At 64.8% G+C, this 16,807-nt stretch carries 14 protein-coding genes; 3 read left to right on the top strand and 11 right to left on the bottom strand.

The genetic code is table 11. The annotated features are described in order from the left end of the window. Window positions 1-57 precede the first annotated feature (57 nt). The 6 genes from pepN to BM315_RS15135 are packed head-to-tail and all read right to left on the bottom strand — an operon-like array spanning window position 58 to window position 6,631. Window positions 58-2,718, bottom strand: coding sequence for an aminopeptidase N (pepN, locus tag BM315_RS15160; protein WP_090502432.1), 2,661 nt, complete (start codon window positions 2,716-2,718; stop codon window positions 58-60). 54 nt (window positions 2,719-2,772) lie between these two features. Further along, window positions 2,773-3,609, bottom strand: coding sequence for a DUF2797 domain-containing protein (locus tag BM315_RS15155; protein ID WP_090502430.1), 837 nt, complete (start codon window positions 3,607-3,609; stop codon window positions 2,773-2,775). Then, complete coding sequence (locus BM315_RS15150) at window positions 3,609-3,875, bottom strand: YeaC family protein (protein ID WP_090502428.1); 267 nt, start codon at window positions 3,873-3,875, stop codon at window positions 3,609-3,611. Before BM315_RS15150 ends, BM315_RS15155 begins: the two co-directional genes overlap by 1 nt. 39 nt (window positions 3,876-3,914) lie before the next feature. Beyond that, window positions 3,915-4,769 carry a rhomboid family intramembrane serine protease gene (locus BM315_RS15145; RefSeq protein WP_090502426.1) on the bottom strand — a complete coding sequence of 285 codons (855 nt, stop codon included), beginning with the start codon at window positions 4,767-4,769 and terminating at the stop codon, window positions 3,915-3,917. Continuing rightward, window positions 4,766-5,740, bottom strand: coding sequence for a metallophosphoesterase (locus BM315_RS15140; RefSeq protein ID WP_090502424.1), 975 nt, complete (start codon window positions 5,738-5,740; stop codon window positions 4,766-4,768). The genes BM315_RS15145 and BM315_RS15140 overlap by 4 nt, the downstream gene beginning before the upstream one ends. Continuing rightward, complete coding sequence (locus tag BM315_RS15135; RefSeq protein ID WP_090502422.1) at window positions 5,741-6,631, bottom strand: NAD(+) kinase; 891 nt, start codon at window positions 6,629-6,631, stop codon at window positions 5,741-5,743. Window positions 6,632-6,762: 131 nt separating this feature from the next. On the opposite strand from BM315_RS15135, the gene BM315_RS15130 reads away from it, so the two are divergent. Beyond that, entirely contained in the window at window positions 6,763-7,722 is a 960-nt protein-coding gene (locus tag BM315_RS15130) for a DUF1853 family protein (protein WP_090502544.1), read from the top strand. 15 nt (window positions 7,723-7,737) lie between these two features. Here the strand turns inward: BM315_RS15130 and BM315_RS15125 are convergent, their stop codons facing one another. From BM315_RS15125 to BM315_RS15105, 5 genes are all read right to left on the bottom strand, one after another. Continuing rightward, window positions 7,738-8,847, bottom strand: coding sequence for a cyclic nucleotide-binding domain-containing protein (locus BM315_RS15125; RefSeq protein WP_090502420.1), 1,110 nt, complete (start codon window positions 8,845-8,847; stop codon window positions 7,738-7,740). A 20-nt stretch (window positions 8,848-8,867) separates the two neighbouring features. Beyond that, on the bottom strand, window positions 8,868-9,836 hold the full coding sequence (locus BM315_RS15120; protein ID WP_425287789.1) for a 1-aminocyclopropane-1-carboxylate deaminase/D-cysteine desulfhydrase: 969 nt from the start codon (window positions 9,834-9,836) through the stop codon (window positions 8,868-8,870). A gap of 3 nt (window positions 9,837-9,839) precedes the next feature. After that, window positions 9,840-11,210 (bottom strand): chromosome partitioning protein ParA, encoded by a 1,371-nt coding sequence (locus tag BM315_RS15115; RefSeq protein ID WP_090502418.1) that lies wholly within the window; start codon window positions 11,208-11,210, stop codon window positions 9,840-9,842. A 264-nt stretch (window positions 11,211-11,474) separates the two neighbouring features. After that, entirely contained in the window at window positions 11,475-11,846 is a 372-nt protein-coding gene (locus tag BM315_RS15110) for a nuclear transport factor 2 family protein (protein WP_090502542.1), read from the bottom strand. 74 nt (window positions 11,847-11,920) lie between these two features. Continuing rightward, window positions 11,921-13,954, bottom strand: coding sequence for an NADPH-dependent 2,4-dienoyl-CoA reductase (locus tag BM315_RS15105; RefSeq protein WP_090502416.1), 2,034 nt, complete (start codon window positions 13,952-13,954; stop codon window positions 11,921-11,923). Window positions 13,955-14,137: 183 nt separating this feature from the next. On the opposite strand from BM315_RS15105, the gene BM315_RS15100 reads away from it, so the two are divergent. After that, window positions 14,138-15,082 (top strand): carbon-nitrogen hydrolase family protein, encoded by a 945-nt coding sequence (locus BM315_RS15100; RefSeq protein ID WP_244527311.1) that lies wholly within the window; start codon window positions 14,138-14,140, stop codon window positions 15,080-15,082. Beyond that, window positions 15,079-16,125, top strand: coding sequence for an AraC family transcriptional regulator (locus BM315_RS15095; RefSeq protein ID WP_090502414.1), 1,047 nt, complete (start codon window positions 15,079-15,081; stop codon window positions 16,123-16,125). Before BM315_RS15100 ends, BM315_RS15095 begins: the two co-directional genes overlap by 4 nt. The last annotated feature ends 682 nt before the right edge of the window (window positions 16,126-16,807 follow it).

The following is a 16,807-nucleotide window of genomic DNA, read 5'->3' as shown; positions in this document are numbered from 1 at the left end:
AAGCACCGCATTCCGACAGTTCAACGCTGACGCGACACCAGGGAGGCACCGCAGCTGTCAGGCGAGGCTTTTGCTGACCACCTCATAGACATCGCTGGACAGCTCGCCAGACGCGAGAATCCGTTCCAGTTCGGCCTTCATCAGGGCCTGACGCGCGTCATCGTATTTGCCCCAGCGGGTCAGCGGCCCGAGCAGGCGCGAGGCGATTTGCGGGTTGAGGGCATTGAGGGTGATCACCTGATCGGCCAGGAAGCGGTAGCCGCTGCCGTCGGCCTGATGGAAGTTGACCGGGTTCTGCCCGCTGAACGCCCCGATCAGGGCGCGCACCTTGTTCGGGTTCTTCAGGGTGAAGGCCGGGTGCGCCATCAGCTGCTGTACCCGCGCCAGGCCGCCCGGCAGGCTGCAGGCCGCCTGCACGCTGAACCACTGGTCCATGACCAGGGGGTTGTCCTTGAAGAAATCGGCAAAGCTGGCCAAAGCCTTGGCCTTCTCCTCATCGAACGAGGAGTTGACCAACACTGCCAACGCCGCCAGGCGCTCGGTCATGTTGTCGCACACCTCGAACTGCTCCAGGCAGGCGGCCAACACCTCGGGCTTGGCGCCGAGCATCAGGTAGGACAGGGCGATGTTCTGCAGGCTGCGCCGGGCGAAATGTTCGGCCTCGGCGACATAGGCGCTGCCGCGGGAGATCGCGCGGTTGGCCTGGTAACGCTGCCACAGCGGCTCGAACAGGGCCTCGGCCAACTGGGTGCGGGCGAATTCGCGCGCCGCATGGATGGCATCGACATCGGCCACCTCGCTGATCTCGCTCAGGTAGGCCTCGCCCGGCAGGGAGAGCATCTCGGCGACCATGGCCTGGTCCAGCGCCTGATTCTCCAGCACCGCACGCAGGGCGCTGACCAGGCGCTGGTCCATGGCCAGCGTCTCGCCGCGCCGATGCTGGCCGATCAACTCCTGCAGGACCTGCACCGACAGTTGCTGGCCGGCCTCCCAGCGATTGAAGCCGTCGCTGTCGTGCTGCATGAGGAACATCAACTGATCGCGGCTGTAAGGGAAGCTCAGCTTGACCGGCGCCGAGAAGCCGCGCAGCAAGGACGGCAGCGGCCGCTCGGTCACATCGACAAAGGTCACCAGCTGCTCGGCCTCGCTGATCGAGAGCACCCGCGACGTACCACCGGCGCTCGCCTCGCCCGCCAGGCGCAACGGCATCTCGCCGCCCTGTCCGTCCAGCAGGCCCAGCTCGACCGGGATGACGAAGGGCAACTTCTCGCGCTGCCCCGGCGTGGCCGGACAGCTCTGGCGGAAGCTCAGGCTGTAGGTCTTGGCGGCGGCATCGTAGGCCTCGCTGACGGCCAGACGCGGCGTGCCGCCCTGGCTGTACCAGCGCTTGAACTGAGTCAGATCGACGCCATTGGCGTCTTCCATGGCCTTGATGAAATCGTCGCAGGTTACCGCCTGGCCATCGTGGCGCGCGAAGTACAGATCACTGCCCTGGCGAAAGCCCGCGTCGCCGAGCAGGGTGCGGATCATGCGCACCACTTCCGAACCCTTCTCGTAGACGGTCAGGGTATAGAAGTTGGAAATCTCCATGAAGGACTCGGGACGCACCGGATGGGCCATGGGGCCGGCATCCTCGGCAAACTGGTGAGTGCGCAGGTAGGCCACGTCCTCGATGCGCTTGACCGTGCGCGAGTTCATGTCGGCGCTGAACTCGGCATCGCGGAATACGGTGAAGCCTTCTTTGAGCGACAGCTGGAACCAGTCGCGGCAGGTCACCCGGTTGCCCGACCAGTTGTGGAAGTACTCGTGGGCCACCACCGCTTCGACCCGCTGGTGGGCGGCATCGGTGGCGGTCTCGGCCTTGGCCAGTACGCAGCTGGAGTTGAAGATGTTGAGACCCTTGTTCTCCATGGCGCCCATGTTGAAGTCGTTGACCGCGACTATCATGAAGATGTCCAGGTCGTACTCGCGACCATAGACCTCTTCGTCCCACTTCATCGACTTCTTCAGGCTGTCCATGGCGTGCTGGCACTTGTCGATGTTCTCCGGTTCGACGTAGATGCGCAGCGCCACTTCCCGCTCGCTCAGGGTGGTGAAGGTATCTTCCACGCACCAGAGGTCGCCGGCGACCAGGGCGAACAGGTAGGCCGGCTTCTTGAACGGATCCTCCCAGGTCGCCCAGTGCCGGCCGCCTTCCTCCGGGCCGCTGGCAATCGGGTTGCCGTTGGACAGCAGCACCGGGTAGCTGTGCTGCTCGGCGCTGACCGTGGTGGTGAACTTGCTCATCACGTCCGGGCGGTCGAGGTAGTAGGTGATCTTGCGGAAACCCTCGGCCTCGCATTGGGTGCAGAACATGCTGCCGGACTTGTACAGGCCTTCCAGGGCGGTATTGCGCTCCGGGTGGATGCGCACGCTGCTGTCGATGACGAAGCTGGCGCTCTTCGGTTGCAGGCTCAGGTGGCTGTCGCTCACTTGATAGGCCGCGGCGCTCAACTGCTGACCATCCATGGACAGCGACAACAATTCCAGCTCCTGGCCATCCAGCACCAGCCGCGGTAGCTCCTTGGTGTCGCGCTCGGGGTTGCGGCGCATCACCAGTTGCGCGTGGACCAGGCTGTGATCCTCGAACAACTCGAAGGTCAGGTGCGTCTCGTCGATCAGGTAGTCCGGTGCCTGATAGTCCTTGAGGTAGATCATCTTCGGCTGTTCGGTGCGCATGGGAGGCCTCTTCGCGGCAGCTTCAAGCGGCAAGCTTCAGGCTGCAAGTGGTGGTCAGGCGGCGATCTGGTGGATGGCCAACTGATAAGCGGTGTACTTGCGGATATTGATCACGCCGGTGTCGAACATCAGGTACTGGCCCTTGACGCCGAGCAGGGTCCCTTCGGCGATCGGGTTCTTGTCCAGATTGAAGCTGCTGATCTTCGCCGGGTAGGCCTCGATCGGGTAACGGATGTCCTGCGCCTGCTGGTCGCTCAGCGGCTGAATCGCCTGAATGCCGAAGCGTTGCTGCAACTCGGTGAGCCCGGCGCTGCAGCTGGCGAACAACTGCTCGCGAACTGCCGGCAGGTCGACCGGCGACGCGTCGCCCTTGAGCAAGGCGCGCCAGTTGGTCTTGTCCGCGACCTGTGTGCGCAGCAGGTCTTCGACCAGGCCCGACTGCTGGCGGGTCGCCACCCGCAGGATCGGCAAGGCCTGGCTCGCGCCCTGATCGATCCAGCGCGTCGGAATCTGCGTGGCGCGGGTGATGCCGACCTTCACGCCCGAGGAGTTGGCCAGGTAGACCACATGGTCGGTCATGCAGAACTGCTCGCCCCAACTCGGCTCGCGGCAGGTGCCGGCGTCGTAGTGGCAGCGCTCCGGGCTCATGATGCAGATATCGCACTGCGCCAGCTTCTGCATGCAGGGGTAGCAGTAGCCTTGGCTGAAACTGGTCTTGGTCTTGCGCCCGCAGTGGCTGCAATGGATGGCGCCGAGGTACTCGAGGCGCAGGGTCTTGCCGAGCAGTGGGTTGACCGCCAGCTCTTGCTCGTCCAGGCGAAAGGCGTACTGCACGGGCGCATCCAGGCGCGCCGCCATCTTGCTCAGGGCACCGCGGGCCAACTCGGCCATCAGTGCAGGGCCTTGAACTGCGGATTCGGCTCGGTCTCTGCGCTGGCCTTTGACTTGGAGCCGCAGGCCTGGCCGCCCATGTAGCCGGTGTGCTGTTCCTCGGGGAGGTTTTGCAACTCCCAGGCGATCAGCGCCTGCATGCTGAGTTCCTTCTGTTCCAGGGACAACTTGCGCCCGTCGGGCCATTTGCCGATTTCCACCGCCAGTTTCAGGCTCTGGTAGATCTGCGGGGTGATGTTTTCGATTGCTTCGAGAAAGGACGACATGGCTACCTCCGAAATACGATGCGGCAGTTTAACAGGCTGTCAGCTGCGCTGGCGCGCCAACACGCCGCCGAGCAGACCGGTAACGCAACCGGCGAGCAGCCCGCCGACATGGGCGGCATTGGCAATCGCGCCGAACTGCAGCAGCTCGAAGATCCCGGTCATGCAGATCAGCAGCCAGGCCAACATCATCACCAGCACCCCCCGCGGCAGCTGATACTCGGCCGTGGGGGCCAGGCGCTGGAACAGCCAGCAATGCCCCAACAGGCCGTAGAGCACACCGGACAGGCCGCCGAACAAGGCCGGCCCGGAAAAACTGTACTGGGCCAGATTGGAGGCCAGGCTGAACAGCAGCGTCAGCCCGAGCAGCATCCATGGCCCCTGGCGCGCCTCGATGCGCCGCCCCAGCACCCAGTACCAGAGCGCATTCATCGCCAGGTGCAGCAGGCCGAAATGAATCAGCATCGGCGTGACCAGGCGCCACCACTGCCGCGTTTCGAGCATCTCGGCCAGGTAGGCGAAATAGATGTAATCGCCCTGAATGCGGAAATCGACGAAACTCAACCAGCGGATCGCCGCAAAATTGTCGCCCAGCGCGGTCAGTGCGGCCACCAGCAGGGTCAGTCCGAGCATGCTGGCCGTCAGCGGGCTGGCGCGCAACTGCCGGACCAAGCCCGCCGCGGCCTGCGACGACGCAGGCGACTGCAGCGCCGCATCGCCCTGCGGGTAGCGCAGATACAGATCGCGCACCTGCTCGGCCAATTCGTCCGGGACCCAGAGCACCTGTTCGCCAGCCTCCTCGGCGACCCGGTGCGGTACCTGCAAACGCCGCAGCAGGGCAATAAAGCCGCTGAGATCGGCCTGGATCGGCAGACGCAGGACGGCAACCGGACTCACCGCGGAGCCTCCGGGCGCTGGACGTCGACCCAGACGAACTTGTGCGGATCCAGGCGCGTTTCCTGATCCAGACGATAGGCCACCAGCTTGCCGTACATCACCGCACTGTAATCCAGGCAGGCCAGGTTGGGGCGGATCGGCGCCGGCTTACCGCTACGCCAGTAGTGGCCGACGAACAGCAGTGGCTGATCGGCGCCATAGCGCAGCAACTGGTCTTTTTGCAGTTCGCTCAGCGGCGTCTGCGCGGCCAGTTCCGGCAGGGCATCGGGCTGGAAGACGATATCGCCGTAGGTCTGCGGGTCTTCCTCCCAGAACTTGGTACGGAAATGCGCACGGGTAAATCCCTCGCCACTGGTCAAGGTCAAGCCGTGCGGCAGGCGCATGTCGGTACCGCGCAGCAGTCGATCCAGTGCGGTATTGGCAAAACTGCCCGGCACGGCCGAGGCCTGGAGGAAGTGCTCGTCGATGCAGCCATCGGGGAACTGCGCGCGCAACGGCTCGATCAGATCGCTATCCCAACAGGCATGCACCACACGGAAATACCCGGCGTCGATGAACAGCGGCAGCTCATAGAACCAGGCGAGAAACTCGGACCATTCCGCGGGATAGGCGGCGAACTGCTCCAGGGTCTCCTTGATCAGCCGCGCGTGCCGCGGCGTGTGCTCGCGCACATAGTGTTGGCCGCTGCCGGGCGCGGCCAGGGTACTCCAGCCGAGAGCGTTGTATTCGTGGTTGCCCATGATGCACAGCGCCTCGCCGGCCTGGACCATGGCATGCACCAGATGCAGGGCTTCACGGATACGCGGACCACGATCGACCAGATCGCCGAGAAAAATCGCCATGCGCCGCGGATGACGCCAGACACCACCCTGGCACCGATAACCGAGGCTATCGAGCAAGCGCTCGAGGGTCAGTGCACAACCGTGAATGTCGCCAATCAGGTCGTAGCCACGCGCGGGATCGAGGTGCATTCAGTCGCCCCCGCCCCCGAGCCGACTGCCCCAACCCAACTTGTTGCGACAGACCTCGTAGTAGTTGTGATCGAGCGGATGGATCAGGCACAGTTTCTGCGGCCGCTTGCTCACCGTGACGGTATCGCCCGGCGCGCAGGTGAAGTGATTCTGGCCATCGCAGGAAACCTGCGGGTAAATCTGCAGATCCTTGGACACCACTATCTTCAGCTCGCTGTTGCCATCCACCACGATCGGCCGGCTGGACAAGGTATGCGGGTACATCGGCACTATGACCATGGCATCCAGCTTGGGATGCATGATCGGCCCACCGGCGGACAGCGCATAGGCCGTAGAGCCGGTCGGCGTGGCGACGATCAGGCCGTCAGCCTTCTGGCTGCAGACGAACTGGCCATCGATGAACAATTCGAATTCGATCATCCGCGTCGATTTGCCCGGGTGCAGCACCACGTCGTTGAGCGCATCGCCCTGGCCGATCGCTTCGCCATGCCGGCGCACTTCGGCCTCCAGCAGAAAACGGTTCTCGGTCAGGTAGTTGCCTTCCAGCACCTGGGCGACCTTGAGTTCCAGTTCATCCGGACGGATATCGGTGAGAAAGCCCAGGCTGCCGCGGTTAACCCCCAGCACCGGCACCTTGTGCCGCGCCAGCGCCCGGGCCGCGCCGAGCATGCTGCCGTCGCCGCCAACGACGATAACCAGATCGCAGACCTCGCCGAGAATCTTCCGCGAGGACGTTTGCAAGCCATGACCCGGGAGTACTTCGGCAATGGTGTCTTCGAGAATCACATGCAGGTGACGGTCGAGCAGAAACCTCTTCAGCCGGCGGATGGTATCCAGCACCTGGGTGCTACCCAGACGGCCGATGATGCCGATATTACGAAATTGGTCCATGGGACTCCCGCAGGCTCTGGATCTAGAGAGGTTCGATTATGGGCGAAAGCCTGCGGCAGCGGCAAACTCGCGGCATTTGCACCAAACCAAACCGCAACCGCCGCGCCAGGATTTGGCGCTATGCTCGAACCATGACACCTTTTCCCGCGCTTACCGACCTGCAGCAGCAACTGCGCCAACCCGTGGTGCGGGATCTGGCCTGGGTGCTGCTCTCGCCGCCGCTGCTGAGCAGCCTGCCGTGGCCGCAACGCCACCCGCTCAGCGCCAGCCAATGGGGCCGTGCGCCCGGCCTGCTGGCCGACTGGCTGACCCGCCTCGACCAGGATCCAGGCGGCCTGTCGGACTGGTTGGCACAGAGTTCGGTGCGGCGCCTGGGCCTGTATTACGAACGTCTCTGGCAATTCGCCCTGCACGCCGCCCCCGGTATCGAGCTGCTGGCGGCCAACCTGCCGATCCGCCAAAACGGCCAGACCCTCGGCGAACTCGACTTGCTGCTGCGCGACGAGGAAGGCGTGCACCACCTGGAACTGGCGATCAAACTCTACCTCGGCCCGCAACAGCACAGCGGCGCCGAACTCGCCCACTGGATCGGCCCGGGCAGCCATGACCGCCTGGATATCAAGCTCGACCATCTCAGCCAGCACCAGTTGCCCATGTCGGCCCGCGGCGAAGCGCGCCCGGCGCTGGCCGAACTCGACCTGGACGATGCCCAGGCGGCGCTCTGGCTCGGCGGTTACCTGTTCTACCCCTGGCCGAAACCGTGCCTGCCGCCTGCGGGCGCCAATCCGCAGCACTTGACTGGGCGCTGGCTGTACCGGCGTGACTGGCCAGCTTTCGCCGCGCAGAACAGCGACGGCTGCTGGCAGCCTTTGCCACGCGCGGCCTGGCTGGCGCCCGCGCGCGTTGGCCGGGCCGAGCTGTGGCCCGCCGAGAGGTTGCATGACTGGTTACACGCCCTGCAGCCGCAGGCCAAGGCGCAATTACTGGTGAGGCTGCAGCACGGCCCGCAGGACGACTGGCAGGAGGTGGAGCGGCTGTTTCTGGTCAGCGACGATTGGCCGACAAGCATTGCCGAACCCGCAGCGATCTAGCGCCAAGGACAATTGTCAGCCGCTGCGTTCGGTACGCCCGCCCGAGCGCGCCAGGTAGCCCGAGCCGCTTTCGCAGAGCAAGGCATCGCGCTGCACGGCCGGCAACACGTCCAAGCCATCGCGCAGGACATAGGCGGTGTAGCCCAGCTGCGCCAGCAAGAACACCGCACTGGCGCTGCGTTTGCCACTGTCGCAATAGCACAGATAGGTGCGCGCCCTATCCAGCAGCCGCGCCTTCAGGCGCAGCAGCTGCAACGGCATATGCAGGGACTCCGATGCATGGCCGCGCTCGTATTCCTCTTGCAGGCGCACGTCCAGCCACTGGGAGCCGGCCGCCAGCAGGCGCGCCGCTTCGCCCAGGGAGACTTCGGCGACCACCGGAGCCTTGAGCAACGAGAAGAAATCCTGCCGAGCGAGGCGCAACACCACGCCCTCCTCCAGCAGGGTCACAGTGGCATTGCGCGGGCGATCGGCGAGCAGGGCTTCCTCACCGAAACAGGCGCCCACTTCCAGCTCGGCCAATACCTGCTGCTCGCTACCGGCACCGCGAATCACTTCGGCACGACCGCTTTCGAGAAAATAACAACAAGCGCCGGACTCCCCTTCACGCAACAGGGTGGTGCCCGCTGCCAGCTCGATGCGCTGCAGGCGCTCAAGCATGCTACTCACATTGCTCGGCGGCACCTTGGCGAACAGGGGATTCTGCAGCAGTCGCTCCAGCCACTCCACATCGGCATGCTTCTGACCAAGCTCGAGGAGCAAATCCTGATAGGCCAGGCGCCAGGTCAGCAGCCGGTCGAGGGTTGCCGTGTCCACCGCCAGCAGGCTGGCATCGGTGGCGGCACGCACCTCATGCAGACGCAGCAAGCTCGGCGACAGCGGGTGACAACTGGCCGCACTGCCGGCGAGCAGACGCTGCTGCTGGCCATCGGCCGTCTGCAGCAGCAGCTCGCCAGCGAGCAGGTAGTAGGTCAGGCCCGTCTGTTCGCCGTGGCGAAAGAGCAGTTGTCCGGCCAGCAGCGGCTGCGGTACCAACTGACGGCGCAGCTCCCGCCACTGCTGTTCGGACAGCACATTGAGCGGGGTAAAACTGCGCAACTGCTCGGGGTTCAGGGGGGCGTTCATGGGTATCCAGGCTCCGCTGGTCAAGACTCGGAAGACGCGCCAATAGCGCGTGTGCACGACCGTTGATACTGGCGCAACGCCGCGGCGCGTCCCTGCAAGCCGCCGGTATGCACGAACAGCAGACGACTGCCGCGAGCAAAGTAACCGGCCTCGACGCGCTGACGCAACGCCATCAGGGCCTTGGCCGTATACAGCGGCTCCAGCGCCAGCCCGCTGGCCGCCTCGCTGGCGAGGAGAAATTCCAGCAGCGCCGCATCGACCTTGGCAAAACCGCCGCGACTGGCATCCAGCAACTGGTAGGTGCAATCCGCCGCCTGCGCCTCGTCGAGAATCGCCCGCACCCGCTGCGCCACGCCATGATCGTCGGGCACCGCCAGCGCGCCATAGACCGGATGAGCACCCGCCTCGCCCAGCACCAGGCCCGCCAGGGTCGTTCCCGTGCCCGCAGCCAGCCACCAGCCGTGATAGTCCGCCCAACCGAGCGTTGTCAGCTGCTCCTGCGCCTGACTCACCAGCCCGCTACAGCCCAGGGCCCCCAGCAAGCCACCGCCACCCTCGGGCACCGGATGCAGGCTGCGGTAACGCTCACGCCACGGCTCCCAGAAACCCGGCCGATGGCGGGCACGATAGCCGCCATAGCCCAGCCAGTGCAGCTGCATGCCGTAGCGCTGCAGATCGCGCACGGTAGGCGTGTCCTGCGGCGTGCCGCGGAGCAAACCCACGGTCGGAAAATCGAAGCGCTTGCCCGCAGCGGCCAGCGCATGCAGATGATTGGAATGGGCGCCGCCGAGACTGATCAGCCCCTCGGCGCCGACAGCGCAGGCCGCCTGCAGGTAGGGCGCCAGCTTGAACCATTTGTTGCCGCTGATCAGCGGGTCGATCAGATCCAGACGCAACACCGCCAGCTCGACGCCGGCCAGCGCCAGCCAGTCCAGTCGCAATGGCTGAAGCGGCGCCTTGGGCGCCCAAGCGGGGGCAACCAGCGGCAAGGCTTAGCCGACTGTACGCAAGCGACTAGCGGACTTGTGCCGCTCGCAGCAGTTGGAGTTGCCAACGCTGAAACGGCTCGGGGTGTCGACCCGGTCGATCGGGATGGCGCAGCGCTGACCGCTGGGCAGCAGCGCCTCACAACTCGGTTGCTGGTAGTGTGCCAGCCACTGGCGGTACTGCACTTCGGAAACGAAGCACTTGGCCGCGGCGTAGGCCATGGGGTTGTCCCGATAGCTGCCGATGTCCTGCAAGGGAATGGTCAGGTGGCCGGCGCCGGGGTGATAAACCACGAAGACCACACCGAGCTTGGCCAACCGCTCGAGAATCTGCCCACCGCCCTGGCTGGCCAATTCGTCACGCTCACGCTTGAGCCGTTCGACGTCCTCGTGCAACTGCGCGTCCTGCTCATTGCGGTAGGCGAGTTCGACATCGCGAATGGCGACTTGCTCCTTGTACTCGGCCACCGCCGAGGCGATTTTTGCTTGCAGCTCATTCTCGAACTGCTCTCGCAGAATCTCGCTTGCACTCCGCTCATTAGACTCCAGCTCGCGCATTTGCACGGCCACTTCCTCGCGCAATGCCTGCATGCTTGCCGCCTGCGCGGCCAATTGCGCCTTGAGGTCGACGTTCAACTCTTGCTGTTGGCGCAGCGCCTGATCCAGCTCACGCGCCTGCGCCTGCAGGCTCTGGTTCTGCTCTTCAGTAGCCAACCTGAGCTTGGCCACTTCCTCTTCATGCTGCTGACTCAGACTGCTGATGCGCAAGCGCTGCTGCTTGATCAGTTGCGCGGTCTTCAGGCGGTGTTCCTGATCCATGGTCTCGGCGACTTTACCAGCCGCCTCCGCGGCGGCATCGGGTGCATACCACTTGTCTTCCGACGCCATGTGCAGGCGCTCGGGAGCAAGCGCCTGAGTGCTGTCATCCTCGATCAGCAAGCCCAGGTTGTTGCGTTTGACGGCGTCACGCAGCAGCACCAGGTCGTTGTGCCCAGGTGCCAGATTCGGATCCCACAGGTGCATCTGATGCCACGACACCGGGCACTGACTGCGGCAGGCCAGCCGAATGGGTCCGGCGCCTAAGTCGGGGCCGCGGCCGGCACGCTCGGACAGATGCTGCAGGGGAATATTCCAGCCCGAGTCCGGTGCGCCTTTCTCGTCGAAGTCCAGATAGAAGAACACTGCCGCGCGGATCAACAGGCGCGGATTGATTGACACATAGGCAATGCGCATCTGCTGATCGGCGAATTCCGGCATGTTGACCACGCCGTCGAGCAAGGCCTCGAACTCGGCAAAGAACATCTGCTTGCAGACACCGCCACGCTCACTGAAGAACATCACGGCCTCAACCATCTGCGGCTTGTTCTGCATGCTCATCGGATTCCCTCTAGGCCAATACGCTGGAATCAGCTAATGCGGGCAACACGCCGGAGCACGGGCGCTCCGCTCATAGCCACGCCACGGCTTGGCGGGATGTTTGGCACGCAAGACCACGCCCGCACTGCAGCCGCTGTTCCTATATTCAGGCAAGTCTAGGGGAAAAGCCGACTCCGGCAATGTGACTGGGTTGGCAGTCGCTCGGCCGCCAGAGCAAAACGAGCCGGCGACGGAGCGAAACTGTGATGGGTTAGCCGCAATCGATCAAGACATTTGGCCCGACAGCAACGGCGCCAAACGTCTGGCCATTTCATCGCCCAACACTTGCAAGCCGCTCATTGGCCGGATCATCACCTCGAATTCGACAATCTTTCCCTGTTCATCGAAGCGGATCATATCGATACCCTTGAGCTCGCGTCCAGCCACCTTGGCGGCGAACTCCAGCACCACATCGCAACCATAGACGCTGGCCAGTTCACGGTGGTAAACGAAATCCTCGAACACCTTGACTACCGTGCCAAGAATCAAGGTCACCAGCGCAGTGCCGACATAGGGCTTGAAGGCCATGGGCGAACGGAACACCACCTGCGGGTGCAGCAGCGCCGGTAAGCCACTCAGATCGCCGGCCGCAATCATCGCATGCCATTTATCCAGCGCCTCGGCCACCGCCGGCTGCACTGCCAGCGCTGCAGTCGAGTTCGGCGCGCCCGTCACAGCTGCGCCGCCAGACGCGAACCCTGATCGATCGCCCGCTTGGCGTCCAGCTCGCTAGCCACATCGGCCCCACCGATCAGGTGCACGCGTTGTCCGGTTGCCAGCAGCCCGTCCTGCAACTCGCGCAACGGATCCTGGCCGGCGCACAGGATTACGGTATCCACCGCCAGCACCTGCGGCTCACCCTCGCCGATACGGATGTGCAGCCCCGCATCGTCGACCTTGAGGTACTCGACCGCATTGAGCATCTGCACGTGCTTGTTCTTCAGACCGGCGCGGTGAATCCAGCCGGTGGTCTTGCCCAGGCCGTCGCCGACCTTGGATTTCTTCCGTTGCAGCAGGAACACCTGGCGCGCCGCAGCGTGGGGCTGGGCCTGGATGCCGGCCACACCGCCGCGGGCCTGCAACGCGGTGTCGATGCCCCATTCGCGCCAGAACGCCTCGCGGTCGAGGCTGGTGGCCTGGCCCTGGTGGGTGATCAGCTCGGACACATCGAAGCCGATACCGCCGGCACCGATCACCGCGACGGTCTGCCCCACCGGTTTGCGCTCGAGGATGGCATCCAGGTAGCCGATCACCTTGGGATGGTCGACGCCGGGGATGGCCGGGGTGCGCGGGGCGATACCGGTGGCCAGGATGACCTCGTCGAAGCCGCCCCGGGCCAGATCGTCGGCAGACACCCGGGTATTCAGGCGCAGCTCGACCCCGCTGGTTTCCAGCTTGCGCTTGAAGTAGCGCAGGGTCTCGAAGAATTCTTCCTTGCCCGGCACCCGCTTGGCCACGTTGAACTGGCCGCCGATCTCGCTGCCGGCATCGAACAGGGTCACGCTGTGGCCACGCTCGGCGGCTACGGTCGCGGCAGCCAGCCCGGCCGGGCCGGCGCCGACCACGGCAATATTCTTCACGGTGGTAGTCGGGATGTAATTCAGCTCGGTCTCGTGGCAGGCGCGCGGGTTGACCAGGCAACTGGTCAGCTTGCCGCCGAAGGTGTGGTCCAGGCAGGCCTGGTTGCAGCCGATGCAGGTGTTGATCTCGTCGCTGCGGCCCTCGGCGGCCTTGTTGACGAACTCCGGGTCGGCGAGGAACGGCCGGGCCATGGAGACCATGTCGGCATCGCCCTCGGCCAGCACCTGTTCGGCCACTTCCGGGGTGTTGATGCGGTTGGTGGTGATCAGCGGGATCTGCACCTCGCCGCGCAGCTTGGCGGTGACCTTGGTAAAGGCCGCGCGCGGCACCTTGGTGGCGATGGTCGGAATGCGCGCTTCGTGCCAGCCGATGCCGGTGTTGATCAGGGTCGCGCCGGCCGCCTCGATGGCCTTGGCCAGCAGGACGATCTCCTCCCAACTGCTGCCGCCCTCGACCAGATCGAGCATCGACAGGCGATAGATGATGATGAAGTTCGGCCCCACAGCCTCGCGCACCCGGCGGACGATCTCCACCGGCAGGCGCATGCGGTTCGCGTAGCTGCCGCCCCAGCGGTCGTTGCGCTGATTGGTGTGGGCAGCGAGGAACTGGTTGATGAAGTAGCCTTCCGAACCCATGATCTCGACGCCGTCGTACTCGGCTTGCTGGGCCAGCAGCGAGCAGGTGACGAAGTCCTGGATCTGCTTCTCGATGCCCTCCTCGTCCAGCTCCCTGGGCTTGAACGGGTTGATCGGCGCCTGGATCGCACTCGGCGCCACCGACTTGGGGCTGTAGGCATAGCGCCCGGCATGCAGTATCTGCATGCAGATCTTGCCGCCGGCTTCATGCACCGCCTGGGTGACGACCCTGTGCTTCTCCGCTTCTTGCGCGGTGGTCAGCTTGGCCGCCCCCGAGTACACGCCGCCCTCTTCGTTCGGCCCAATGCCGCCGGTGACCATCAGGCCGACACCGCCACGGGCGCGCTCGGCAAAATAGGCCGCCATGCGCTCGAAGCCACCCGGCTTCTCTTCCAGACCGGTGTGCATCGAGCCCATCAGGGTGCGGTTCTTCAGGGTGGTGAAGCCCAGATCCAGCGGGGCGAGCAGGTGCGGGTAGCGAGCAGTCATGGATATCTCCACATCGAGCGTATGCGTTTCACGGAATGCCGTGGTCTCAACTGGACCGCAGTCGGTATGCACTAGACGATAAAGAGCCGGAGCAGGCGCCTCAATGATCAAAAATCACAACTTTATGATCAAAATGAACTCCAGAACTTGGCAGACCGCCACTCATCGACCTACCCTGTAGCCATGATCCGTAAACTCTCGATACTCCTGATCGCACTGATCGCCGGCAGTTGCCTGGTCGCCTTCCTGATCTGGGCCGAACGGCGCCCGGCCGCCCATTACCTGTCCGACCTGCGCAGCTCGATCAGCAGCGCGCCGGCCCCGGCGCAGACACGTGGCAACCTGCTGCTGATCCGCCCGCAGCTCTATCCCATGGATTACCAGAGCCCGGCCCACCTGCGCCTGAAGCTTGCCGCCGCCCTGGATAACGCCCGGGACGCCGGCCTGCTCGGCCCCGATACCCTGGTGGCGCTGCCCGAGCACATCGGCACCTGGCTGCTGGCCCGTGGCGAGAAGGTCGAGTTCTATCAGGCGCGCAGCCGCCAGGAAGTGCGCGACTGGCTGCTGCTCGGCAACCCGCTGCTGGCCATCGAGGCGTTGCTGCTGAACCTGGATGCCGAACGCCTGGACGAAGCCCTGCTACGCATGAAGGCCGAGCAGATGGCCGAGGACTACCAGCAGCTGTTCGGCGGGCTGGCCCGCGAGTACCGCGTCACCCTACTGGCCGGCTCCATCCTGCTGCCCGAGCCGCGCGTGGAGGATGGACGGCTGCTCAGCGGCGAAGGCCCGCTGCGCAATCTCAGCCTGGTGTTTTCCCCACAAGGCACGATCCAGGGCAGCCCGCACCTCGAACCCTGGCCCTGGCGTGCCGACGCCACCCCGGCGCAACGCCTCAGCGTCGGCACAGTGGATTACCGGGTCGAGCGCGACTGGCGCCCCGGCTATCCGCAGAGCAGCCTGCACCTGGTCGACGGCGACCTGAGCAGCCCGGCGCTGTTCCTGCGCGGCAAGCTGGACTGGCCGATTGGCGGCGCCTCGCGGGACATTCTGCTGATCCCCCGCGAGGTCGAGCAAGCCAGCCCGGCGCCAGGCAGTCATCTGTTGAACATCTGGATAGCCGCCGAGTGAAACCGCAACGGGTGCGCCTCGGCGACCTCTCGGTCGGTTTCGTCCACAGCCTGGCCGATGCCGTGCGCCAGCTTGGACAGGATCCCCAGCCCCTGCTCGAGAACTATGGCCTTGACCCGGCCAGACTGGCCGAACCCGGCGCGCGCCTGTCGATTCCACGCTACATGCGCCTGGGGCATGCGGCCATTCAACTGACCGGCGAACCCGGCCTCGGCCTGCTGATGGGCGACCTGAGCCGCCTCAGCCAGGTCGGCCTGGCCGGCGTCACCGCAGCCCAGGCGCCAACCGTACGCGAGGCGGCCCGCGCCCTGATCCGCTTCGAGCCGCTGTATGCAACAAACTGCCGCGGCCAGTCCAGCCTGCACGAAGATGCCCGCGGCGCCTGGCTGCGCTTCTATTCGATCAGCCCGTACAACGCCTACAACCGCTTCGTGGTCGACTCGGTGCTGGCCGGCTGGACCCAGCAGCTGGGCAGCCTGGCCAGGCGACGCCTGAGCGTGGAAAAAATCCAGATCGAGTTTCCCGCGCCCGCTTACGGCGCACAGTACGGCGAGCTGTTCGACTGCCCCGTGGAGTTTGCTGCCGAACACAATCAACTGCGCCTGCAGCAGAGCACGCTCAACCTGCGCAATCCCGAGCACTGCCCGAGCACCTGGCGCCAGCTGCTGGAACTCTGCGAAGGGGAGCTGGAGCACCTGACCCGCACCCGTAGCCTGCGCGAGCGCATCACCCGCCTGCTCGGGCCGCTGCTGCACGGCCGCGAGCCCGACCTGCAGGAAGTCGCCGCGCGCCTGCAACTGCCAAGCTGGACCCTGCGGCGCAAGCTGGCCGAGGAAGGCACGCAGTTTCGCGCCATCCTCAACGAAACCCGCCGCGACCTGGCCATGGCCTATATCCGCGACACCGAGCTGGCCTTCGGCGAGATCGCCTACCTGCTCGGCTTCGCCTCGGCCGAAGCCTTCCAGCGCGCCTTCAAACGCTGGAGCCAGCAGACTCCGGGCGAATTCCGTCGCAGCCAGCGCAGGGCCAACCAGGAGCCCTGACGCCGAGCGGCGCAGGTGTGACGCGCACCATCACAGCTCGGTGGCGTCTTCATCCCACTCCGACAGGTCCTGCTCAACGCCGCGCGACTCGAGCAACTCTTCTTGATAATCATCCATTGCCGGTTCCTCCTGCTTGATTGCGTGACTGCTACTCCAGGCTCTACAAGGAGCATGCCAATCAAGCTAGAGCAGGCAGATGAACACAAGATGACGGTTTGCCGCAGCCCCTAGAAAATCCTCGCGCGACGACACCGACCCCAGCCAGCCACTATGGTCGCGGTACAGGTCGTGAAGGCGAAAGCAACAGGGTTTTCTGCGGACCGAAAGGCCGCAGCGGCATGGCGCCAGGAACGGGAATCGAGTAGGAGGCGGGGTTGCCCCCGCCGTCCTCTCACACCACCGTACATACGGTTCCGTATACGGCGGTTCCTGCCTACTAACCAACAGCGTCAGCGAGCTTGGTTCCGTTGATGTGTCGCCTGCGGTATCTAAGCGCCCAGACCGGCCCTCGGAGCTTCCGGCTCCTACCTCCTGATGGTCTCGACCCCCGCTACGCGGAGTTTCTGCTTTACGATCCAACAGAGATCACACCCGACTGTCCACTCATGGCAGGTTCAGCCCTTCGTCACTCCAGTTTCGAGCAACTACTACGGCCTCGGCTGACTTCTGTTCGCCCATCCCG

The organism is Pseudomonas borbori, assembly GCF_900115555.1.
In the GTDB taxonomy this organism is placed as follows: domain Bacteria; phylum Pseudomonadota; class Gammaproteobacteria; order Pseudomonadales; family Pseudomonadaceae; genus Aquipseudomonas; species Aquipseudomonas borbori.
This window is presented reverse-complemented; position numbering and strand designations above follow the sequence as displayed.

Coding starts and splice junctions, on each gene's coding strand:
- BM315_RS15125 (WP_090502420.1), bottom strand. CDS start 8,847: ATGAACGCCCCCCTGAACCCCGAGCAGTTGCGCAGTTTTACCCCGCTC.
- BM315_RS15150 (WP_090502428.1), bottom strand. CDS start 3,875: ATGTCGTCCTTTCTCGAAGCAATCGAAAACATCACCCCGCAGATCTAC.
- pepN (WP_090502432.1), bottom strand. CDS start 2,718: ATGCGCACCGAACAGCCGAAGATGATCTACCTCAAGGACTATCAGGCA.
- BM315_RS15130 (WP_090502544.1), top strand. CDS start 6,763: ATGACACCTTTTCCCGCGCTTACCGACCTGCAGCAGCAACTGCGCCAA.
- BM315_RS15110 (WP_090502542.1), bottom strand. CDS start 11,846: ATGATTGCGGCCGGCGATCTGAGTGGCTTACCGGCGCTGCTGCACCCG.
- BM315_RS15100 (WP_244527311.1), top strand. CDS start 14,138: ATGATCCGTAAACTCTCGATACTCCTGATCGCACTGATCGCCGGCAGT.
- BM315_RS15140 (WP_090502424.1), bottom strand. CDS start 5,740: ATGCACCTCGATCCCGCGCGTGGCTACGACCTGATTGGCGACATTCAC.
- BM315_RS15105 (WP_090502416.1), bottom strand. CDS start 13,954: ATGACTGCTCGCTACCCGCACCTGCTCGCCCCGCTGGATCTGGGCTTC.
- BM315_RS15115 (WP_090502418.1), bottom strand. CDS start 11,210: ATGAGCATGCAGAACAAGCCGCAGATGGTTGAGGCCGTGATGTTCTTC.
- BM315_RS15155 (WP_090502430.1), bottom strand. CDS start 3,609: ATGGCCGAGTTGGCCCGCGGTGCCCTGAGCAAGATGGCGGCGCGCCTG.
- BM315_RS15135 (WP_090502422.1), bottom strand. CDS start 6,631: ATGGACCAATTTCGTAATATCGGCATCATCGGCCGTCTGGGTAGCACC.